This is a genomic window from Nocardia thailandica NBRC 100428, assembly GCF_000308795.1.
Taxonomy (GTDB): Bacteria; Actinomycetota; Actinomycetes; order Mycobacteriales; family Mycobacteriaceae; genus Nocardia; species Nocardia thailandica.
This window is the reverse complement of the sequence record NZ_BAGK01000097.1, coordinates 1-19,738: the sequence shown is the minus strand read 5'-3', so window position 1 is coordinate 19,738 and position 19,738 is coordinate 1. Positions and strand designations below refer to the sequence as shown.

The window sequence follows — 19,738 nt, the reverse complement described above, 5'->3', positions numbered from 1 at the left end:
GCACCGGGTCCGAGGCTACCGCCGCGCGGGCGGCCGCCCGCGCTCCCGCGCCGGAGCGGAGGCACACTGTTCAGTGGATCTCCGCGCCGCCGCGCCCCGCCGTCAGCGGAGCCGGTCGCGCGCGGCGGCCGCCGCGGCCCTGACCTCCTCGAGTTGGGCGGCGACCTGCACGCCCGCGGTGCCGCCGCGGGCGTTGCGCGAGGCGATGGAGCCCTGGACCGTGAGCACGTCGCGCACGCCGGGAGTCAGCGCGGGGTCGACGGCGGCGAACTCCTCGTCGGTCAGCTCGTCGAGTCCGACGCCGCGCGCCTCGGCCGCGCGCACGCACGCGCCCGCGGCCTCGTGGGCGACCCGGAACGGGACGCCCTGGCGGACCATCCATTCGGCGATGTCGGTGGCGAGCGTGAAACCGGCGGGCGCGAGTTCGGCCATCCGGTCGGTGTGGAAGGTCAGGGTGGCGACCAGGCCCGCGATGGCGGGAAGCAGCAGCTCGAGCTGGGCCACCGAATCGAACAGGGGTTCCTTGTCCTCCTGCAGATCCCGGTTGTAGGCCAGCGGCTGGGCCTTGAGCGTGGCCAGCAGCCCGGTCAGGTTGCCGATGAGCCTGCCCGCCTTGCCGCGGGTCAGCTCGGAGACGTCGGGGTTCTTCTTCTGCGGCATGATCGACGACCCGGTGGACCACGCGTCGGCGAGGGTGACGTAGCCGAATTCCGGAGTGCTCCAGATGATGACCTCCTCGGCCATCCGGCTCAGGTCGACCGCGATCATGGCCAGCACGAAGGCGGCCTCGGCGGCGAAGTCACGGGCGGAGGTGGCGTCGATCGAATTGGCCGCGGCCGCGTCGAAATCCAGCTCCGCGGCGATCTGCTCGGGGTCCAGCCCCAGTGAGGAACCCGCCAGCGCGCCGGAACCGTACGGGGAGATCGCGGCGCGGCGGTCGAAATCGCGCAGCCGGTCGACGTCGCGCAGCAGCGGGTGGGCGTGGGCGAGGAGGTGGTGGGCCAGCAGCACCGGCTGGGCGGCCTGCAGGTGGGTCTTGCCCGGCATGACGGCGTCGGGGTGCGCGGCGGCCTGGGCGACCAGCGCGTCGACCACGTCGAGCACGCCCGCCGCGACGCGGCGCGCGCCGTCGCGCAGCCACATCCGGAACAGCGTGGCGACCTGGTCGTTGCGGGAACGGCCCGCGCGCAGCCTGCCGCCGAGCTCGGTGCCGACCCGGTCGATGAGGCCGCGTTCGAGCGCGCCGTGCACGTCCTCGTCGGAGTCGGCGGGGCCGAACGCGCCGGAGGCGACGTCCTCGGCGAGCCGGTCGAGCCCGGCGAGCATCCCGGTGAGGTCGGTGTCCGACAGCAGCCCGGCCTTGTTCAGCACGCGGGCGTGTGCCTTGGACGCGCGGATGTCGTACGGCGCCAGCGCCCAGTCGAAGTGGGTCGACTTGCTCAGCGCCGCCATCGCCTCCGCGGGACCGGAGGCGAACCGGCCGCCCCAGAGCGCGCCTTCGTTGGTGCTGCCGCTCTGCGTCATCGTGTGCTGTCTCCTCCGGGTCGTCGGGCGGTGAACAAATAGTGGGTCTTCAGGCGGGCGGCGGCGTCGGCGGGGACCGCCCGGCCCCTGGCGAGCAGGACCTCGGCCGGGTCGGCCCTGGTCACCGTCCAGCCACGGGTGGTGAACCAGTCGATCGGATCGCTGCGGCCTTCATCGGAATACCAGAGCGCGCCGACGTCGACGGTGACATCGACACCGGCGTCCCGAGCGTCCTGCTGGGCCGCCGCGTCGGGCGCGGCGCCGGTGGAGCGGTAGACCGCGACGCGGCTGCCCGGGGCGCTGAGTGTCACCATGTCGGTGAACAGCCGGTCCTGGGCGTCGGCGGGCAGATATCGCAGCAACCCCTCCACCAGCCAGGCGGTCGGCCGGTCATGATCGAAACCGTTGTCGCGCAGGGCGGCAGGCCAATCGTGACGCAGGTCGACCGCGATCGCTCGCCGCCGTGCCGACGGAGTGACCCCGGCCAGCGCGCGGTTCTTGAACTCCAGCACCTTCGGCAGGTCCAACTCGAAAACCGTGGTCCCGCTGGGCCAGTCGATTCGATAGGCCCGTGCGTCCAGCCCGGCGGCCGGGACCACGATCTGACGGATGCCGTCGGCGGCGGCTTCGCGCACATAGTCGTCGAGGTAGCAGGTCCTCGCGATCAGTGCCGAGATGATCGGCCCCAACCCGGAGAGAGCGGCTTCGTCGAGATCCGGCACCTCGCCGCGCACGATCCGCGTCCACGACGGCGAGCCGACGGCGGACACCAGGACCTCGGCGTAGGGGTCGTGGAACAGCGCGTCCGGGCGCCTGCTCTCCGCGGCCCGCATGGCCGCGACGCCGAGGGCGGTGGCCCCCACGCTCGATTCGATGTCCCAGCTGTCGTCGTCGGTCCGCACCGCGCTCCCTTCGGGCGGGCCACCGCACGGCCCGCCCGTCGAGCCTATCGGCCCCGGCCGTGACGGCCGGGGCGCGCTCGCTACTTCTGGTTCAGGTCCCGGCGGGCGGCGACCTTCGACGACAGGCCGTGGATCTGGACGAAGCCCTTGGCCAGCGACTGGTCGAAGGTGTCGCCCTCGTCGTAGGTGGCCAGGTTGAAGTCGTAGAGCGACTGCTCGGAGCGGCGGCCGTTGACGACCGCGGAGCCGCCGTGCAGCACCATGCGGATCTCGCCGGTGACGTGCTCCTGGGTGTCGGTGACGAAGGCGTCGAGGGCGCGCTTGAGCGGGGAGTACCAGAGGCCGTCGTAGGCCAGCTCGCCCCAGCGCTGCTCGACCTGGCGCTTGTAGCGGCCCAGCTCGCGCTCGAGGGTGACGTTCTCCAGGGCCTGGTGCGCGGTGATCAGCGCGATGGCGCCCGGGGCCTCGTAGATCTCGCGGCTCTTGATGCCGACGAGGCGGTCCTCGACCATGTCGAGGCGGCCGACGCCCTGGCGGCCGGCGCGGGTGTTCATCTCCTCGATGGCCTGCAGCACGGTGACCTGACAGCCGTCGATGGCGACCGGCACACCCTTGTCGAAGGTGATGATGACCTCGTCGGGCGCCTCGAAGTTGACCGTCGGGTCGGCGGTGTAGTCGTAGACGTCCTTGGTGGGGGCGTTCCACAGGTCCTCGAGGAAGCCGGTCTCGACCGCGCGGCCCCACACGTTCTGGTCGATGGAGAACGGCGACTTCTTGGTGACGTTGATCGGGAGGTTGTTCTCCTCGGCGAAGGCGATGGCCTTCTCGCGGGTCCAGGCGTAGTCGCGGACCGGGGCGATGACGTTCAGGTCGGGCGCGAGCGCGCCGATGCCGACCTCGAAGCGGACCTGGTCGTTGCCCTTGCCGGTGCAGCCGTGGGAGACGGTGGTGGCGTTGTGGAACTTGGCGGCCTCGACGAGGTGCTTGACGATCAGCGGGCGGCTGATGGCCGAGACCAGCGGGTACTGGCCCATGTAGAGGGCGTTGGCCTGGATGGTGGGCAGGCAGTACTCGTCGGCGAACTCGTCGCGCGCGTCGACCACGATGGCCTCCACGGCGCCGCAGTCCAGCGCGCGCTGGCGGACCACGTTCATGTCCTCGCCGCCCTGGCCGAGGTCGATGGCAACGGCCACCACCTCGGAGCCGGTCTCCTTCGCGATCCAGCTGATGGCGACGGAGGTGTCCAGGCCACCGGAGTAGGCGAGTACGACGCGATCGGACATGTCTGCGGTGCTCCTTGCGAAAGTGGTGCGGTTCGATGTTCTGGCGCGGTGTGCCCTGACAGCAGTATGCGGCTGCGGGCTGCCGCGTCGGCTCGCGCCGTTGCTGCAAATGATTATGCACGATGATGCAATCTCATTCATAACCGGGGTGCGGGCACGGCCCCGGCGATCCCCGAAATCGCGCCCTACCTGCGCCGACACCGTGCGGCAACTTGGCAGCATCCGGCGTGTGTGAGACGCTGGTCACATCAGTTGATCACCGTGGTCGGGGCCGGAGGAGTGTTCGTCATGCAGCAGCTGCGGGATTTCGCCCAGGACAACTACGACACCATCCAGTGGGTCGTGGTCGGGCTCGGTAACTGGGGGTTGTCGGTCGCCAAGACCGTCATCGATCTCGGTACCCCCATTCTCCAGGGCTTCTTCGCCTGAGCCGGAAGGACACCCGACATGGACGAGGTACTGCAGTTCCTGTCCGATCACTACGAGGGCACCGTCACCGCCGGGCTCGGCATCGGCCGGGTGCTCTTCGACCTGACGGCTCCCCTGGCGATGGCGATCCTGAACTTCCTCGCCTCCTGAGCGGGCCGGGCGTCGTGTCGGCCCGGTCCGGCGCCCGCCCGGCGTTACGGTGTGGCGCATGGCAGACGACGACGTGCGCCTGCGCGCCGACGGCGCGACCGTGACGGTGTCCCCCACCGACGGCGGCGCGATCCACAGCCTCACCGTCGACGGCACCGAACTGCTGCGCCAGGGACCGGGCCACGGCAGTTTCGTGATGGCCCCCTGGGTCAACCGCCTCGGCTACGGCAGGCTCGCCTGGGGCGGGCACGAGTACGAGTTCCCGATCGACGCTCCCCCGCACGCGATCCACGGGACCGCGCGGCACGGGATCTTCGAGGTGCTGGCCCGCGACGAGACCCAGGTGGTGCTGCGGCACCGGCTCACCGATCCGTGGCCGTTCCCCGGCACGGTCACCCAGCACCTGAGCCTGGGCGACGGCGGCCTCTGCCTGCGCATGCGCATCACCGCCGACGACGAACCGTTCCCGGCGGCAGGCGGCTGGCATCCGTGGTTCCTGCGGCAGGTGCCCCCGGCCACCGGCCCGCTGCGCCTCGCGTTCGAGGCCGCCTGGCAGGAGGAGCGCGGCCCCGACCATCTCCCGACCGGCGTCCGCGTCCCGCCGCGCCCCGGCCCGTGGGACGACACCTTCGGCATGCCCGGCGGAGTGCGGGCGGTGCTGACCTGGCCCGGCTTCCTCGAGCTCACCGTCTCGAGCCCCGAGCGGTACGCGGTCATCTGGACCCTGCCGGAGGAGTCGCTGTCGGTCGAGGCGCAGTCCGGGCCGCCGAACGGTCTCAACACCGCGCCGCGCCCGGTCACCCCGGACGACCCCCTCGACGTCCGCGTCGACTGGACCTGGCGGCGGACCGGCTGAGCGCATCGGCGGCGGCGGGCCCGGTGGGCGCCTAGCCTGGGATCGACACGAGACAGCGAAAGGCCACCGCATGGACAGCTCCTCGCAGACCACCGACGCCGCCGTCGTCCTCGCGCCCGTCTGGAAGGACGTCCTCGGCGCGTCCCACCGCGCGCTGACCGCCGCGGTCGCCGGTGTCACCGGCGACGCGTGGCACGCGCCGACCCCCTGTTCGGAGTGGAACGTCACCCAGGTCATCCAGCACGCGGCGGGCGATCAGCTCGCCTACGCCGCCGCGCTCGGGGTCGGCACGGGCCCGGCCGAGGACCCCTTCGCGCCGTCGGGTTCGCTGACCGGCAGCGCGGCCGACCTGGTCAGCGGCGCGATCTCGGAGACCGCCGCCGCCTGGGCCACGGTCACCGACGACAGCGGCACCGTGCCGACCCCGCTGCCGCACGGCGTGCTGCCGGCGCCGGTGGCCGCGGTGCTGTGCGCCCTCGACGCAGGCGTGCACGCCTGGGACATCACCGTCGCCACCGGTCAGCCCTCCCCGCTGACCGACGAGCTGGCCGCGGCCTACCTCACCGCGGCGACCGGCCTGATCGAGCCGCTGCGCCGGTGGGGCGCCTACGGGGCGGTGGTCGACCCGGCACCCGGCGACTCGACCGCGGACACCCTGCTGCGCTACCTGGGCCGCGACCCGCGCGCCTGAGCGGGTCAGGCCACGCAGCTCCCGGCCTCGCCGGCGACCCGGTCCACGCCCGACAGCCCGGTCCAGCAGAGCGCGGTGGCGGTGTCGACGGCGTCGGCCTTGGGGATCGGGCGACCCGCGTCGCGCCACTGCCGCGAGGCCAGCCGCGCCGCGCCGACGACGCCGAAGGCGACCATGCGCGCACGCGCCGGTTCGGCCCGGTCCGCGCACAGCCGCTTGCCGATCAGGGTCGCGCAGACCGCCATGCTCTGCTTGACCCGCCATTCGATGCACGGCTCGCTCGGCACCGCCGAGGAGAACACCAGGTCCTGGGCGCCGGTGCCGTCGCCGTCGACGATGTCGAAGAACACCGCGATCGCGCCGCGCACGGCGGCCCGGTCGTCGGCGACGGCCAGCGCCTCGCGCAGCCCGGCCACCATCGCGTCCAGGTACTGCTGCAGCACCGCGAGGTAGAGGTCGAGCTTGCCCGAGAAGTGGCTGTAGAGCACCGGCTTGCTGATCCCGGCGCGCACGCCGACCTGCTCCATGCTGACGCCGTGGTAGCCGTGGACGACGAAGGCCTCCCTGGCGGCGTCGAGCACGGACTCCCGCCGCCACCGGCGGGCGGCGGCCGAGCCTCGGGTCGAGGGTGATGCGGTGGCGGCGGCAGTGGTCATGACGCTCCTGGGTCAGCGGTGGGTGAAGCGGGGTGGCCGCTTCTCGACGAAGGCTGCCATGCCCTCGGCCTGGTCGTCGAGTGCGAACAGCGAATGGAACACCCGGCGCTCGAAGAGCAGGCCCTCGGCGAGCGTCGTCTCGAGCGCCCGGTTGACCGCTTCCTTGGCGATCATGGTGACGGGCAGCGACTTGGCCGCGATGCCCTCGGCGACCTCGCCCGCCACGTCGAGCAGCTCGGCGGCGGGCACCACCCGCGACACGAGACCCGACCGTTCGGCCTCCTCGGCCCCGATGGTGCGCCCGGTCAGGACCAGGTCCATCGCCTTGGCCTTGCCGACCGCGCGGGTCAACCGCTGGGAGCCGCCGATGCCCGGGATGACGCCGAGCTTGATCTCGGGCTGGCCGAACTGGGCGGTGTCGGCGGCGATCAGCAGGTCGCACAGCATGGCCAGTTCGCACCCGCCGCCGAGCGCGTAGCCCGCGACCGCGGCGACGGTGGGCTTGCGGAAGCTCGCGAGCCGGTCCCAGCGGGCGAAGTAGTCGGCCAGGAACATGTCCATGTACGACTTGGGCTGCATCTCCTTGATGTCGGCGCCCGCCGCGAACGCCTTGGCGGAGCCGGTGATCACGACCGCGCCGACGGCGCCGTCGCCCTCGAAGCGGTCGAGGGCGGCGATGATGTCGTCGAGCACCTGGGCGTTGAGGGCGTTGAGCGCCTCCGGCCGGTTGAGCGTGATCCAGCCGACCCGGCCGCGGGTCTCGACGAGAATGGTGGCGTAGTCGCTCATCCGGCGTTCTCCTGTTCCGAGCGGGCCCGGATGTCGGTGACGATGGCCGAGAAGTCCCGGTGCGCGTCGGTTTCGGCGAACCGGGCGTAGACGGCGGCGGCGAGGGCGCCGAGCTGCCCGTCGACGCCGTTGGCGCGCAACGCGTTCGCGGCGAGGGTCAGGTCCTTGCTCATGAGCGCGGTGGCGAAGCCCGGCTGGTAGTCGTTGTTGGCGGGGCTGGCGGGCACGGGGCCGGGGACGGGGCAGTAGCTGGTCAGCGCCCAGCTCTGGCCGGAGGCGGTGGACACCACGTCGAAGAACGACTGGTGCGAGAGCCCGAGCTGTTCGCCGAGAACCAGCGCCTCCGACAGCCCGATCATGGAGATGCCGAGCAGCATGTTGTTGCAGATCTTGGCGGCCTGGCCGACGCCGGCCGCGCCGCAGTGCACGACCTTGCCACCCATGACGTCGAGCACCGGCCGCGCGGTGTCGAAGTCGGCCGCCTCGCCGCCGACCATGAAGGTCAGCGTGCCCGCGGTGGCCCCGGCGACGCCGCCGGAGACCGGCGCGTCCAGGGCGCGGTGCCCGGCCGAGACCGCGCGCGCGGCAGCCTCTTTCGCGTCGGCGACGTCGATGGTCGAGCAGTCGACGAACAGCGTTCCGGGTTCGGCGGCGGGCAGCAGTTCGGCGTAGACGTCGAGCACCAGCGCGCCGTTGGGCAGCATGGTGATCACCAGGTCGCGGCCCGTCGCGGCCGCGGCCGCGGTCTCGGCGACGGTGGCGCCGTCGGCGGCCGCGCGCTCGCGCGCGGCGGGCACCGGGTCGAAGGCGACCACGTCGTAGCCGGCGCGGACGAGGTTGGCGGCCATGGGCGCGCCCATGTGGCCGAGGCCGAGGAAGCCGATCCTCTTGGTCATCTACAGTCCTTCCGGCGTGGTCAGGCCCAGTTCGTCGGCGCCGAGCGGGGCGAAGTAGCTCGCCACCTCCACCTCGGTGACCGCGGCGAGGTCGGCGGGCCGCCACCGGGGGTCGCGGTCCTTGTCGATCACCTGGGCGCGGATGCCCTCGACCAGGTCGTGGGTGGCCAGCGAGGCGATCGAGACCCGGTATTCGGAGTTCAGCACCGCCTCCAGGCTCGGCAGCTCACGGGCCCGCCGCAGCGCGCGCAGCGTGACCTTGCACGCCACCGGCGATTTGGCGAGGATGTCGGCGGCGGCCCGCGCCGCCTCGGGCGCGTCGACGGCACGGAGCCGGTCGACGATCTCCTCGACGGTGTCGGCGCTGTAGCAGGCGTCGATCCAGTCGCGCTGGGCCAGCAGCGGCGAATCCGGCACCGCGGCGGCGAATTTCGCGATGGCCTCGTCGACGTCGCCGCCGCGCAGCGCGTCGAGCAGGGCGGGGATCTCCGCGGACGGCACGAAGGTGTCGGCGAATCCGGCGCCGACGGCGTCGCCCGCGGTCATGCGCGCGGTGGTGAGCGCGACGTGCGTGCCGATCTCGCCCGGGGCGCGCGAGAGCAGATAGGTGCCGCCGACATCGGGCACGAAGCCGATGCCGACCTCGGGCATCCCGATCTTGGCGGTCTCGGTGACGACGCGGTGGCTGCCGTGCCCCGAAAGGCCGACGCCGCCGCCCATCACGATGCCGTCCATGATCACGACATAGGGCTTGGGGTAACGGGCGATGAGCGCGTTGAGCACGTACTCGTCGCGCCAGAACCGCCCGGTCGGCGACTGGGCGCCCGCGGTGCCGGTCTTCGCGTCGGCGTGGATGGCGACGATGTCGCCGCCCGCGCACAGCCCGCGCTCCCCCGCGCCGGTCACGACGACCGCGCGCACGGCGTCGTCGTCCGCCCAGGCGCGCAGCGCGTCGGTGATGGCCAGCGCCATCGCGTGGTTGAGCGCGTTGATGGCGCGCGGGCGGTTGAGGGTGATCCGTCCCAGACCGCCGTCGACGGTGACGATCACTTCGGGTTCGTCGGTCATGCCGCTCCTGTCAGTGCGCGGGCGACGACCACCCGCATGATCTCGTTGGTGCCCTCGAGGATCTGGTGTACGCGCAGGTCGCGCACGATCTTCTCCAGGCCGTACTCGTGCAGGTAGCCGTAGCCGCCGTGCAGCTGCAGCGCCTTGTTGGCGACCTCGAACCCGGCGTCGGTGGCGAAACGCTTGGCCATGGCGCACAACTCGACCTTGTCGGGGGCGTCCGCGTCGAGCGCGGCCGCGGCCCGCCACAGCAGGGTGCGGGCGGCCTCGAGCTCGATGCGCATGTCGGCGAGCTCGAAGCGCAGGGCCTCGTTGTGCACCAGCGGTTTCCCGAACGCGTGGCGTTCGGTCAGGTACGGCACCGTCTTGTCCAGCGCCGCCTGGGCACCGCCGATCGAACAGGCGGCGATGTTGAGCCTGCCGCCGTTGAGGCCGTTCATGGCGATCCCGAACCCGGCGCCCTCGGCGCCGAGCAGGTTGGCGACCGGCACCCGGGCCTCCTCCAGGATCACCTGGCGGGTGGGCTGGGCGTTCCAGCCCATCTTGTGCTCGTTGGGGCCGACGCTGAGGCCGGGGGTATCGGCGGGCACGATGATCGCCGAGACGCCGCGCGCCCCGGCGTCACCGGTGCGCACCATCATCACGTACAGGTCGTTGGCCCCGGCGCCGGAGATGAACTGCTTGGACCCGGTGAGCACGTAGTGGTCTCCGTCGCGGATCGCCCTGGTGCTCAGGGCCGCCGCGTCCGAGCCGACGCCCGGTTCGGTCAGCGCGTAGCTGCCGAGCAGTTCCATGGTGGCCATGCCCGGCAGCCAGCGCTGCCGCTGTTCCTCGCTGCCGTAGGCGTCGATCATCCAGGCCGCCATGTTGTGGATGGAGATGTAGGCGGCCACGGCCGGGCAGCCGGTGGCGAGCTGTTCGAAGATGCGCACCGCGTCGAGGCGGCGCAGGCCGGAGCCGCCGACGTCCTCGCGGACGTAGATGCCGCCGAAGCCGACCGGTCCCGCCTTGCGCAGCACGTCGACCGGGAAGTGCTTGTGCGCGTCCCACTCCAGCGCGTGGGGCGCGAAGTACTCGTCGGCGAACTGGCGCGCGGTCTCGGCGATCGCGCGCTCGTCGGAATCGAGTGCGAACATGCCCGCTCAGTCCATCGTCGGGATCACGAAGGCGTTGGACTCCTTCAGACCCGCGGGCCAGCGCTGGGTGATGGTCTTGGTCTTGGTGTAGAAGCGGATCGAGTCCGGGCCGTGCTGGTTGAGGTCGCCGAAGCCCGAACGCTTCCAGCCGCCGAAGGTGTAGTAGGCGATCGGGACCGGGATCGGGACGTTGATGCCGACCATGCCGACCTGCACGCGGGCGGCGAAGTCGCGGGCGGTGTCGCCGTCGCGGGTGAAGATGGCCACGCCGTTGCCGTATTCGTGTTCGTCGGCCAGGCGAAGGGCGGACTCGTAGTCGTCGGCGCGGACCACGGTGACCACCGGGCCGAAGATCTCCTCCCGGTAGATCCGCATGTCGGCGGTGACCCGGTCGAACAGGGTGGCGCCGACGAAGTAGCCGTCCTCGCCGCCCTCGACGGTCAGGCCACGCCCGTCGACGACGAGTTCGGCGCCCTCGTCGATGCCGATCTGCACGTAGTCGTTCACCCGCGCCACGCCGTCGGCGCCGACCAGCGGCCCGAAGTCGGCGCCGGGGTCGTCGGAGCGCCCGACGTTGAGCTTGTGCACCCGCTCGGTCAGCTTCGCCACGAGGCGGTCGGCGGTCTCCTCGCCGACGGGCACGGCCACGGAGATGGCCATGCAGCGTTCGCCTGCCGAACCGTAGCCGGCGCCGATGAGCTGGTCGGCGACGTCGTCGAGGTCGGCGTCGGGCATGACGACGGCATGGTTCTTGGCGCCGCCGAAACACTGGGCCCGCTTGCCGTTGGCGGTGGCGGTCTCGTAGATGTACTGCGCGATCGGGGTGGAGCCGACGAAGCCGACGGCCTTGACCCGGGGATCGGTGAGCAGCACGTCGACGGCGTCCTTGCCGCCGTTGATCACGTTGAACACCCCCGGCGGCAGGCCCGCCTCGAGGAACAGCTCGGCCAGGCGCAGCGGCACCGAGGGGTCGCGCTCGGACGGCTTGAGCACGAAGGCGTTACCGCAGGCCAGCGCCGGGCCGGCCTTCCAGAGCGGGATCATGGCCGGGAAGTTGAACGGGGTGATGCCCGCGACGACGCCGAGCGGCTGACGCATGGAGTACACGTCGATGCCGGTGCCCGCGCTCTCGGAGTACTCGCCCTTGAGCAGGTGCGGGATGCCGACGGCGAACTCGATGACCTCGAGGCCGCGCTGGATGTCGCCCTTGGCGTCGGCGAGGGTCTTGCCGTGTTCCGAGGACAGCAGCGCGGCGAGGCTGTCGATCTCGTCGTTGACCAGCGACAGGAACTTCATCAGCACCCGGGCCCGCTTCTGCGGGTTGAACGCGGCCCACACGGGCTGGGCCTCGGCGGCGTTCGCGATGGCGGCGCGCACCTCGTCGGCGTCGGCCAGGGGCACCCGGGCCTGGACCGCGCCGATGTTCGGGTCGAAGACGTCGCCGAAGTCGCCCGAGGTACCGGGCACGTGCCGCCCGCCGAGGAAGTGTGTGAGTTCGCGAACCATGCCAGTCCTACTCCGTAGTGGTCGTCTGCGCCGCGCGGGTTCCTGCCGCGTGCCAGTTCATGGGTTATCCAATAGTTGGATGTCCATGTATTTGCACTCTCGCATTCCACCCGGGACTTGTCAACGGCACGAGCACACCTCCGATCTCGTATTGACAGTACGCCAATAGGGGGTCACCCTGGTGGCCGGTCACCGACGACTGACGAAAGGACCCCCATGACTGCCACCGAGACCGGCGCCGACGCCGAGCTGCGCGGCCTGGCCGAACTCGCCCGATCCTTCTTCACCGAGCAGGTCGCCCCGCGCCGGGAAGAGTTCGCGGAGCAGGGTTTTCCCGACCGCGAGGTCTACCGCAAGGCGGGCGAGCTCGGCCTGCTGTGCATGTCGGTGCCCGAGGAGTACGGCGGCGGTGGCGGCACCTTCGCCCACGAGGCGGTCCTGTTCACCGAGCAGGTCAAGGGCGGCGATTCGTCGATGCAGCTGGGCGTGCACACCGGCATCGTGCCGCACTACATCCTGTCCTACGCCTCGGAGGACAACAAGAAGCGCTGGCTGCCCAAGCTCGCCTCCGGCGAGTGGGTCGGCGCCATCGCCATGACCGAGCCCGGCACGGGCTCGGACCTGCAGAACATCGCGACCCGGGCGGTGAAGGACGGCGACGACTACCTGATCTCGGGCGCCAAGACCTTCATCTCCAACGGGCGCAACTGCGACCTGCTCATCATCGCGGTCAAGACCGACCCGACCCAGGGCGCCAAGGGCGTGTCCCTGGTGGTGGCCGAGGTCGCCGACGACACACCGGGTTTCGAGCGCGGCCGGATCCTGAAGAAGGTGGGCCAGAAGGGCCAGGACACCACCGAGCTGTTCTTCGACAACCTGCGCGTGCCGCGGGCGAACCTGCTCGGCGCGGCCGAGGGGCTCGGCTTCTTCCAGCTCATGGAGCAGCTGCCCCAGGAACGGCTGATCTGCGGCGTGGCCGCCGCCGCGGCGATCGAGGCCGCCGTGGACGAGACCCTGACCTACACCAAGGAACGCACCGCGTTCGGCAAGCCGCTGTTCGCGTTGCAGAACACCAAGTTCGAGCTGGCCGACTGCGCCACGATCGCCACCGTGGTGCGCACCTTCGTCGACGACGCGGTGGCCAAGCACCTGCGCGGCGAGCTCGACGTCAAGACCGCCGCCATGGTCAAGTACTGGACCACCGAGCAGCAGACCCAGGTGGTCGACCGCTGCGTGCAGCTGCACGGCGGCTACGGCTACATGGAGGAGTACCCCATCGCGCGGATGTGGACCGACGGCCGCATCGCGCGGATCTACGCGGGCGCGAACGAGGTCATGAAGGACCTCATCGCCCGCTTCCTGTGAGGCGCGGGCTCAGCGGGTGAGGATGGGCACGATGTAGGCGCGCGCGAACTCCGCGAGCGCCTCGTCGGAGCCCAGGTCCAGGGTGCCCACCGGCTGCAGGATCAGCGAGTGCACCACCCGGCACGCCACCTCGACCCGGGAGACCAGGTCGGGGATCTCGGGAAGCCGGTTGTCCGCGAGCACCTTCCGCAGGATCTCCACGGTCGCGGTGACCGAGAGGACGAACGGCGGACCGCCCTGCACGGTGAGCTGCGGCAGCAGGCGGTCGGCCTCGAGGGTGAGCATCCGCTCGACCAGCGGATGGTTGCGCCAGCGCACGATCACGGTGGTGAAGACCTCGGCGACGATCGTGTCGAAGTCCTCGTGGCGGTCGGGGATCCCGGCCAGTTCGGTCAGCAGCCTGCGCACCTCGCGCTCGGTGACCGCGTTGACCACGTCGTCGCGCGAGCCGATCCGCCGGTACACCGTCGCCCGGTCGACCTCGGCCTGACGGGCGATGTCCTCGATGGTCGTCTTGCGCACGCCGACCCGTTCGAACTGGATCAGGGCGGCGTCGAGGATCCGGTCCTCGATCGAGTCGGTGGTCGGATACCCCGAGGTGGTGGCGGTCGGCAGCACGCATCCGACGGTAGCAGGCGGCCTGGGTCCGGCACCGATCCGCTCTGCAACATTGCAATGATATTTGTTGCACTGTACGGTCGACGTATGGCTGATAACAGTGCAACGGCGCGCTCCTATCAGGAAGAAGCGCACGCTATCCAGGCGCGGGATGTGCATTTCGACTTCTCGTCGGTGCCCCTGCACTACATCCCCGGCGAGGTCCTGGCCACCCACGTCACCAACGTCATGCACCTGGTGCTGCCCGAGGGCGAACGGGCGATGGCCGCCTGCCTGGGCGAGGCGCTCCCCCACATCGACGACCCGCGCCTGCGCGAGGAGGTCACCGGCTTCATCGGCCAGGAGTCGATGCACGCGGGCAGCCACGAGGGCGCGCGGCGACACCTCCAGGAGATCGGCCTCGACGTCGAGGGGTTCGTGGCGGGCGTGGCCTGGCTCGTCGACCGGGTCCTGGGCGATCAGGGGCTGGCCGGGCGCGCCAAGGAGGAGTGGCTCAAGGAGCGGCTCGGCCTGTTCGCCGGCATGGAGCACTTCACCGCCGTCATCGGCGAATGGCTCCTCGAATCGGAGGTGCTGGCCGAACTCGGCATGGACGAGACCATGCTCGACCTGGTCCGCTGGCACGGCGCCGAGGAGGTCGAGCACCGCAGTGTCGTCTTCGACGCCTACATGCACGTCGACGGCGGCTACCTGCGCCGGGCCCGCACCGGCCTGGTGGCCAGCGGGGCGCTGCTGTCGCTGTTCCTGATCTCGACGGCCTACCTGTACCGCAAGGATCCCAGCGCGGACAAGGGCCGGTTCTGGCCGCGCCAGTTCGTCAGCGCCACCGTGCGCGGGGTGATCCCCAGCTTCACCACCTTCTTCACCGAGATGCCGCGTTACCTGCGGCCGGGTTTCCATCCCTCCCAGCTGGGTTCGATGGACAACGCCCTGCGGTACCTCGCGCACTCGCCGGCGGCGCGCGGGTGAGCGCGGTGGAGGCCACGCCGCGCGGCCTGGCCGCGCTCGGCGCCGCGATGGACGTCTACAAGAAGGTGTTCACCACGGCCGCCCTCTCGCCGCCGCGGCCGGTGCGCCACACCGGTTTCGACCTCGACGTGGTGATCGAGGAGGTGCGCGAGGAGGCCACCGACGTGGTGAGCCTGCGCCTCATCCGCCCGGGCAGGCTCCCGCTGCCCGCCTGGCGTCCGGGGTCGCACCTCGACGTGTTCCTGCCCTCGGGGGCGCAGCGGCAGTACTCGCTGTGCGGCGATCCTCGCGACCGGGGCCGCTACCGGATCGCGGTGCGCCGCCTCGCCGACGGCGACGGCGGCTCGCGCGAGATGCACACGCTGCGGGTCGGCGACCGGGTGCGGATCCGCGGTCCCCGCAACGCCTTCACCTTCGTCGGCACCGCCCCCTCGTACCTGTTCGTGGCGGCAGGCATCGGCATCACCCCCCTCCTGCCGATGGCGCGGGCCGCGGGCCCGCGCGGCAGGCTGGTGTATCTCGGCCGATCCCGCGCGACCATGCCGTTCCTCGGCGAGGTGCCCGCGGGCACCGAGATCCTGGCCGACGACGAGACCGGGACCCCGGACCTCACGGCGATCCTGGCGACCGCGAGACCCGGTGCGGCGGTGTACGTCTGCGGTCCCCCGCCCGTGCTGGACCACGCCCAGCGCGCACTCTTCTCGCTGAACCCCACGGCCTCGCTGCACACCGAGCGCTTCTCCGCGCGCCCGGTCACCGACGGCCGGGAGTTCGACATCGTGCTGGCCCGCAGCGGCACCAGGGTCCGGGTCGGCGCCGCCGAGACCGCCCTCGACGCGCTGCGCCGGGTCTCCCCCGACGTCGTCTACTCCTGCCGCCAGGGCTTCTGCGGCACCTGCCGCACCCGGGTGCTGGCCGGCGAGGTCGACCACCGCGACCGGCTACTGACCGACGGCGAGCGCGCCGACCACCTGCTCACCTGCGTGTCCCGGGCCGACGGCCCGCTGACCCTTGACCTCTGAGACCGAAAGGCCGACGGTCGCATGACCCCTCGTCCGTCCACCGTGGACGCCCCCACCTTCTTCGATGTGCACGACCCCGCCACCGGCGCCGTGGTCGGCCGCTACCCGATCGCCGACGCCACCGCCGTCGAGGCGGCCGTCGCCCGCGCCGAGACCGCGGCGGTCTGGTGGCGCGCGCTCGGTTTCGCGGGCCGGGCCCGGCTGCTCGACCGCTGGCGGGCCGAGATCACCCGTGGCCGCGCCGAACTCGCGCACGTGGTCGCCGCCGAGACCGGCAAACCGATCTCGGACGCCCGCCTGGAGATCGTCATGGCCCTCGAGCACCTGAAGTGGGCCGCCCGCAATGCCGAGCGCGTGCTCGGTTCCCGCTCGGTGTCGCCCAGCCTGCTGACGATCGATCACGCCTGCCGCCTGGAGTACCGGCCCTTCGGCGTGGTCGGGGTCATCGGCCCGTGGAACTACCCGGTGTTCACCCCGCTGAGCTCGATCTCGTTCGCGCTCGCCGCCGGGAACACGGTGGTCTTCAAACCGAGCGAGTACACCCCGGGGGTCGGCGTCTGGCTGGCCCAGGCGTTCGACCGCGTGGCGGGCGAGCGGCCGATCCTGCAGACCGTCACCGGTGACGGCGCCACCGGGGCGGCCCTGTGCCGCAGCCGCGTCGGCAAGATCGGCTTCACGGGCTCCACCGAGACCGGCAAGCGGGTCATGGCGGCCTGCGCCGAACGCCTCACCCCGGTGCTCATGGAATGCGGCGGCAAGGACGCGCTCCTCGTGGCCGCCGACGCCGACCTCGGCGCCGCCGCCGACGCCGCGCTGTGGGGCGGCCTGGCCAACGCCGGCCAGACCTGCCTCGGCGTGGAACGGATCTACGTGCACACCGACGTGTACGACGCGTTCCTGACCGAACTGCTGGATCGGGCACGCGACCTGCGGGCCGGCGCCGCCCCGGCCGAGATCGGGCCGATCACCATGCCCAAGCAGCTGGCCGTGATCCGGCGGCACATCGAGGACGCCGTCGCCCGCGGTGCCACGGTGCTGCTGGGCGGCCCGGACGCGGTGCGCGGCCAGTTCGTCCAGCCGACGATCCTCACCGACGTCCCCGAGGACGCGGCCGCGGTGGTCGAGGAGACCTTCGGCCCGACCCTGGTCGTGGCCAGGGTCGGCTCCATGGACGAGGCCGTCGAGAAGGTGAACGCCACCGAATACGGCCTGGGGGCCACGGTGTTCGCGCGCCGCGGCGGCGACGCCATCGCCGACCGCCTCCGCGCGGGCGGCACCTCGATCAACGCCTTCGTCGCGCACGCCACCGTTCCCGGACTGCCGCTGGGCGGGGTCGGCGCCTCCGGCTTCGGCCGCGTGCACGGACCCGACGGGCTGCGCGAGTTCACCTACGCCAAAGCGACCACGCGACGGCGCTTCCCGTCCCCGCTGCCCTTGACCACATTCGCCCGCGGCGTGCGCACCGACGCGCTGATCGACCGGCTCGTCGGCGTGCGGCACGGAAGGATCGGCTGACCCGTGACCACCACCCACCACCATCTCGTCGTGCTCGGCGCGGGCTTCGGCGGCATCGGCCTCGCCGTGAAGCTGCGCGAGGCGGGTTTCACCGACTTCGTCGTCCTGGACCGGGCCACCGAACTCGGCGGCACCTGGCAGGCCAACACCTACCCCGGCTGCGCCTGCGACGTCCCCTCGCAGCTGTACAGCTACTCCTTCGCCCCCAACCCGGACTGGTCGCGCACCTACGGCAGGCAGACCGAGATCCTGGACTACCTGCGCGACGTGGCCCGGCGCTTCGGCGTCGTCCCGCACCTGCGCCTGGACACCGAACTGATCGACGCCCGCTGGGACGAGACCCGCGGCCGGTGGCACGTGCAGACCTCGCGCGGCACCTACACCGCCGACTACTTCCTCTGCGCGGCGGGCATCTTCGCCGAGGCCAAGTACCCGGAGCTGCCCGGTCTCGACACCTTCGCGGGCACCCGCTTCCACTCCCTGCACTGGGATCACGACCACGACCTGACCGGCGAGCGCGTCGCGGTGATCGGCACCGGCGCCTCGGCGGTGCAGTTCGTGCCGGAGATCGCGCCGAAGGTGCGGTCCCTCACCGTGTTCCAGCGGTCCGCGCCGTGGATCGTGCCGCGCATGGACCGCCCGACCCTGGGCCTGGAGCGGCTGCTGCTGCGCCGCGTCCCGTTGGCCGGGAAGGCGATCCGGGGCACCTGGTACACCCTCATCGAGGGCTTCGGCCTGGTCGGCTTCGTCGACAATCGCTTCCGCCATCCCTACGAGCTGCTCGGCCGGATGCAGCTGCGCCGCCAGATCCGCGACCCCGAACTGCGCGCCAAGGTGACCCCGGACTACATGATCGGCTGCAAGCGGGCGATCTTCTCCGACGCCTACCTGCCCGCCCTCGACCGCGACAACGTCGACGTGGTCACCGACGGCATCGCCGAGGTCCGGCCGCATTCGATCGTGACACGGGGCGGCGCGGAGATCGAGGTCGACACGATCGTCTTCGGCACCGGGTTCACCTCCTTCCCCACCGCTTTCGAACGGATCACCGGTCGCGACGGCAAGACCGTCTCGGCGCTGTATCACGAACGGCCGCAGGCCTATCTGGGTGCCGCGATCGCGGGGTTCCCGAACTTCTTCACCACGCTCGGGCCCTTCGGCGCGGCGGGCAACCAGTCGGCGGTCTACATGATCGAGTCCCAGATCGCCTACATCGTCGACGCGCTCACCACCCTGCGCGACCGCGGCGAGCACCGGGTGGAGCTGCGTCCCGAGGTCCAGGAGGAGTTCCTGGCGGAGATGGCCCGGCGCAGCGCCGACACGGTCTGGCTGACCGGCGGCTGCACCAGCTACTACACCACCGCCGAGGGCGGCAATGCCGGGCTGTATCCGAACTGGAGTTTCGAATACCGCCGTCGCACCGCCCGTTTCGACATCGACGCCTACGAGGTGACCGCATGAGCGCGCTCGATCCCCGCACGTGGCTTGGCCCGCGCTACGACGTGGCGGGCAAGGTCGTGCTGATCACCGGCGCCGGTCAGGGCATCGGCCGGGCGCTGGCCGGGCTGCTGCACAGCCGGGGCGCGACCGTGGTCGTCGCCGACGTCGACGGTGACGCGGCCCGCCGCGCCGCCGTCGACCTGTGGACGCGGGCGCACCCGATCGCCGCCGACGTCGCCGACCGGGGCGCGATGACCGTCGCCGTCGCCGAGATCGTCGACCGCTTCGGCCGTCTCGACGTGGTCGTCGCCAACGCGGGGGTGACGCCGACACCGTCGACCGTGCGCACCATGGACCCCGCCGACTTCGACCGGGTGCTGACGATCAACCTCACGGGCGTGTTCAACACCGTGCACCCCGCGCTGGACCACATCGTGGCCGCCCGCGGGCACGTCGTCGTGGTCTCCTCGTGCGCGGCCTTCGCCCCCGGGATGGGCGGCTCGCCGTACATGGTGAGCAAGGCCGCCGTCGAGCAGTTCGGGCGCGCGCTGCGCGTGGAGCTGGCCGGCGCGGGCGCCACCGCGGGTGTCGCCTACTTCGGCGTCGTCGACACCGCCATGACCCGCGACATGCTCGACGCCGACGATCTCGGCCGTCGCATCGACGGCCTGCTCCCCTGGCCCCTCGACGTCCGCATCTCCGCCGACGACGCGGCCCGCAGCATCGCCGACGGCATCGCCCGCCGCGCGCCGCGCACCATCGCGCCCGCGGGCTGGGAGCCCTACGCCCTGCTGCGCGGACTGGTCAACGTCGTGCTCGACAACCGCCTCGCCGCCAGCGGGACCGTGCGCGAGCTCATCGACGCGATCGAACGGCGCCGGTGAGCGGGGTCGCGCCGGGCGGACCGGACGGCACGCCACCGG

Annotated in this window: 20 protein-coding genes; 10 read left to right on the top strand and 10 right to left on the bottom strand. The window is 71.7% G+C overall.

Annotation, left to right across the window (positions count from 1 at the left end):
* Positions 1–102: 102 nt before the first annotated feature.
* The 3 genes from argH to ON36_RS10110 form a co-directional block, all read right to left on the bottom strand.
* Entirely contained in the window at positions 103–1,524 is a 1,422-nt protein-coding gene (gene argH, locus ON36_RS10120) for an argininosuccinate lyase (protein ID WP_043650721.1), read from the bottom strand.
* Entirely contained in the window at positions 1,521–2,426 is a 906-nt protein-coding gene (locus tag ON36_RS10115; RefSeq protein WP_043650720.1) for an SAM-dependent methyltransferase, read from the bottom strand. Before ON36_RS10115 ends, argH begins: the two co-directional genes overlap by 4 nt.
* Positions 2,427–2,506: 80 nt before the next feature.
* A complete protein-coding gene (locus tag ON36_RS10110; RefSeq protein ID WP_043650719.1) occupies positions 2,507–3,709 on the bottom strand; it encodes an argininosuccinate synthase in 1,203 nt (400 codons plus the stop codon).
* Positions 3,710–3,997: 288 nt separating this feature from the next.
* Between ON36_RS10110 and ON36_RS35430 the strand changes: the two genes are divergently transcribed.
* The 4 genes from ON36_RS35430 to ON36_RS10100 all read left to right on the top strand — a co-directional run bounded on the left by ON36_RS35430 (position 3,998) and on the right by ON36_RS10100 (position 5,835).
* Positions 3,998–4,138 carry a hypothetical protein gene (locus ON36_RS35430; RefSeq protein WP_169334691.1) on the top strand — a complete coding sequence of 47 codons (141 nt, stop codon included), beginning with the start codon at positions 3,998–4,000 and terminating at the stop codon, positions 4,136–4,138.
* Between the two features lie 18 nt (positions 4,139–4,156).
* Positions 4,157–4,288, top strand: a complete 132-nt coding sequence (locus ON36_RS36570; protein ID WP_281004842.1) for a hypothetical protein — start codon at positions 4,157–4,159, stop codon at positions 4,286–4,288.
* Between the two features lie 58 nt (positions 4,289–4,346).
* On the top strand, positions 4,347–5,144 hold the full coding sequence (locus ON36_RS10105; RefSeq protein WP_043650718.1) for an aldose epimerase family protein: 798 nt from the start codon (positions 4,347–4,349) through the stop codon (positions 5,142–5,144).
* A 70-nt stretch (positions 5,145–5,214) separates the two neighbouring features.
* Entirely contained in the window at positions 5,215–5,835 is a 621-nt protein-coding gene (locus tag ON36_RS10100) for a TIGR03086 family metal-binding protein (RefSeq protein WP_043650717.1), read from the top strand.
* A gap of 5 nt (positions 5,836–5,840) precedes the next feature.
* Here ON36_RS10100 and ON36_RS10095 read toward each other — a convergent pair whose 3' ends face one another.
* The 6 genes from ON36_RS10095 to ON36_RS10070 are packed head-to-tail and all read right to left on the bottom strand — an operon-like array spanning position 5,841 to position 11,886.
* Positions 5,841–6,491 carry a TetR/AcrR family transcriptional regulator gene (locus ON36_RS10095; RefSeq protein WP_043650716.1) on the bottom strand — a complete coding sequence of 217 codons (651 nt, stop codon included), beginning with the start codon at positions 6,489–6,491 and terminating at the stop codon, positions 5,841–5,843.
* Between the two features lie 12 nt (positions 6,492–6,503).
* The gene (locus tag ON36_RS10090; RefSeq protein WP_043650715.1) at positions 6,504–7,280 is read right to left on the bottom strand and encodes an enoyl-CoA hydratase; all 777 of its coding nucleotides are present in this window, start codon (positions 7,278–7,280) and stop codon (positions 6,504–6,506) included.
* Positions 7,277–8,176, bottom strand: coding sequence for a 3-hydroxyisobutyrate dehydrogenase (gene mmsB, locus ON36_RS10085; RefSeq protein ID WP_043650714.1), 900 nt, complete (start codon positions 8,174–8,176; stop codon positions 7,277–7,279). Before mmsB ends, ON36_RS10090 begins: the two co-directional genes overlap by 4 nt.
* A complete protein-coding gene (locus ON36_RS10080; protein WP_043650713.1) occupies positions 8,177–9,244 on the bottom strand; it encodes an enoyl-CoA hydratase/isomerase family protein in 1,068 nt (355 codons plus the stop codon). It lies immediately after the preceding gene.
* Positions 9,241–10,380, bottom strand: coding sequence for an acyl-CoA dehydrogenase family protein (locus ON36_RS10075; protein WP_043650712.1), 1,140 nt, complete (start codon positions 10,378–10,380; stop codon positions 9,241–9,243). The genes ON36_RS10080 and ON36_RS10075 overlap by 4 nt, the downstream gene beginning before the upstream one ends.
* A 6-nt stretch (positions 10,381–10,386) precedes the next feature.
* On the bottom strand, positions 10,387–11,886 hold the full coding sequence (locus ON36_RS10070) for a CoA-acylating methylmalonate-semialdehyde dehydrogenase (protein WP_043650711.1): 1,500 nt from the start codon (positions 11,884–11,886) through the stop codon (positions 10,387–10,389).
* A gap of 216 nt (positions 11,887–12,102) precedes the next feature.
* On the opposite strand from ON36_RS10070, the gene ON36_RS10065 reads away from it, so the two are divergent.
* Positions 12,103–13,251, top strand: coding sequence for an acyl-CoA dehydrogenase family protein (locus ON36_RS10065; protein ID WP_043650710.1), 1,149 nt, complete (start codon positions 12,103–12,105; stop codon positions 13,249–13,251).
* 9 nt (positions 13,252–13,260) lie between these two features.
* Here ON36_RS10065 and ON36_RS10060 read toward each other — a convergent pair whose 3' ends face one another.
* Entirely contained in the window at positions 13,261–13,869 is a 609-nt protein-coding gene (locus tag ON36_RS10060; protein WP_052313831.1) for a TetR/AcrR family transcriptional regulator, read from the bottom strand.
* Between the two features lie 87 nt (positions 13,870–13,956).
* Between ON36_RS10060 and ON36_RS10055 the strand changes: the two genes are divergently transcribed.
* From ON36_RS10055 to ON36_RS10035, 5 genes are read left to right on the top strand one after another with little or no spacing between them, the layout of a single operon-like run.
* Positions 13,957–14,838: a metal-dependent hydrolase gene (locus tag ON36_RS10055; RefSeq protein WP_043650709.1), complete on the top strand. Its 882-nt coding sequence runs from the start codon at positions 13,957–13,959 to the stop codon at positions 14,836–14,838.
* 47 nt (positions 14,839–14,885) lie between these two features.
* Complete coding sequence (locus ON36_RS10050) at positions 14,886–15,860, top strand: PDR/VanB family oxidoreductase (protein WP_052313838.1); 975 nt, start codon at positions 14,886–14,888, stop codon at positions 15,858–15,860.
* Positions 15,861–15,881: 21 nt separating this feature from the next.
* On the top strand, positions 15,882–17,375 hold the full coding sequence (locus ON36_RS10045; RefSeq protein ID WP_052313830.1) for an aldehyde dehydrogenase family protein: 1,494 nt from the start codon (positions 15,882–15,884) through the stop codon (positions 17,373–17,375).
* A 3-nt stretch (positions 17,376–17,378) separates the two neighbouring features.
* Positions 17,379–18,836, top strand: coding sequence for a flavin-containing monooxygenase (locus tag ON36_RS10040; protein ID WP_043650707.1), 1,458 nt, complete (start codon positions 17,379–17,381; stop codon positions 18,834–18,836).
* Positions 18,833–19,699, top strand: coding sequence for a short-chain dehydrogenase/reductase (locus ON36_RS10035; RefSeq protein WP_052313829.1), 867 nt, complete (start codon positions 18,833–18,835; stop codon positions 19,697–19,699). The genes ON36_RS10040 and ON36_RS10035 overlap by 4 nt, the downstream gene beginning before the upstream one ends.
* Positions 19,700–19,738: the final 39 nt, after the last annotated feature.

What these genes read in the sequence shown, in the direction of transcription:
- argH (WP_043650721.1), bottom strand. Translation starts at nt 1,524, where the DNA reads ATGACGCAGAGCGGCAGCACCAACGAAGGCGCGCTCTGGGGCGGCCGG.
- ON36_RS10055 (WP_043650709.1), top strand. Translation starts at nt 13,957, where the DNA reads ATGGCTGATAACAGTGCAACGGCGCGCTCCTATCAGGAAGAAGCGCAC.
- ON36_RS10080 (WP_043650713.1), bottom strand. Translation starts at nt 9,244, where the DNA reads ATGACCGACGAACCCGAAGTGATCGTCACCGTCGACGGCGGTCTGGGA.
- ON36_RS10050 (WP_052313838.1), top strand. Translation starts at nt 14,886, where the DNA reads ATGGACGTCTACAAGAAGGTGTTCACCACGGCCGCCCTCTCGCCGCCG.
- ON36_RS10065 (WP_043650710.1), top strand. Translation starts at nt 12,103, where the DNA reads ATGACTGCCACCGAGACCGGCGCCGACGCCGAGCTGCGCGGCCTGGCC.
- ON36_RS10045 (WP_052313830.1), top strand. Translation starts at nt 15,882, where the DNA reads ATGACCCCTCGTCCGTCCACCGTGGACGCCCCCACCTTCTTCGATGTG.
- ON36_RS10100 (WP_043650717.1), top strand. Translation starts at nt 5,215, where the DNA reads ATGGACAGCTCCTCGCAGACCACCGACGCCGCCGTCGTCCTCGCGCCC.
- ON36_RS10070 (WP_043650711.1), bottom strand. Translation starts at nt 11,886, where the DNA reads ATGGTTCGCGAACTCACACACTTCCTCGGCGGGCGGCACGTGCCCGGT.
- mmsB (WP_043650714.1), bottom strand. Translation starts at nt 8,176, where the DNA reads ATGACCAAGAGGATCGGCTTCCTCGGCCTCGGCCACATGGGCGCGCCC.
- ON36_RS10105 (WP_043650718.1), top strand. Translation starts at nt 4,347, where the DNA reads ATGGCAGACGACGACGTGCGCCTGCGCGCCGACGGCGCGACCGTGACG.
- ON36_RS35430 (WP_169334691.1), top strand. Translation starts at nt 3,998, where the DNA reads ATGCAGCAGCTGCGGGATTTCGCCCAGGACAACTACGACACCATCCAG.
- ON36_RS10095 (WP_043650716.1), bottom strand. Translation starts at nt 6,491, where the DNA reads ATGACCACTGCCGCCGCCACCGCATCACCCTCGACCCGAGGCTCGGCC.
- ON36_RS10075 (WP_043650712.1), bottom strand. Translation starts at nt 10,380, where the DNA reads ATGTTCGCACTCGATTCCGACGAGCGCGCGATCGCCGAGACCGCGCGC.
- ON36_RS36570 (WP_281004842.1), top strand. Translation starts at nt 4,157, where the DNA reads ATGGACGAGGTACTGCAGTTCCTGTCCGATCACTACGAGGGCACCGTC.
- ON36_RS10090 (WP_043650715.1), bottom strand. Translation starts at nt 7,280, where the DNA reads ATGAGCGACTACGCCACCATTCTCGTCGAGACCCGCGGCCGGGTCGGC.
- ON36_RS10035 (WP_052313829.1), top strand. Translation starts at nt 18,833, where the DNA reads ATGAGCGCGCTCGATCCCCGCACGTGGCTTGGCCCGCGCTACGACGTG.
- ON36_RS10110 (WP_043650719.1), bottom strand. Translation starts at nt 3,709, where the DNA reads ATGTCCGATCGCGTCGTACTCGCCTACTCCGGTGGCCTGGACACCTCC.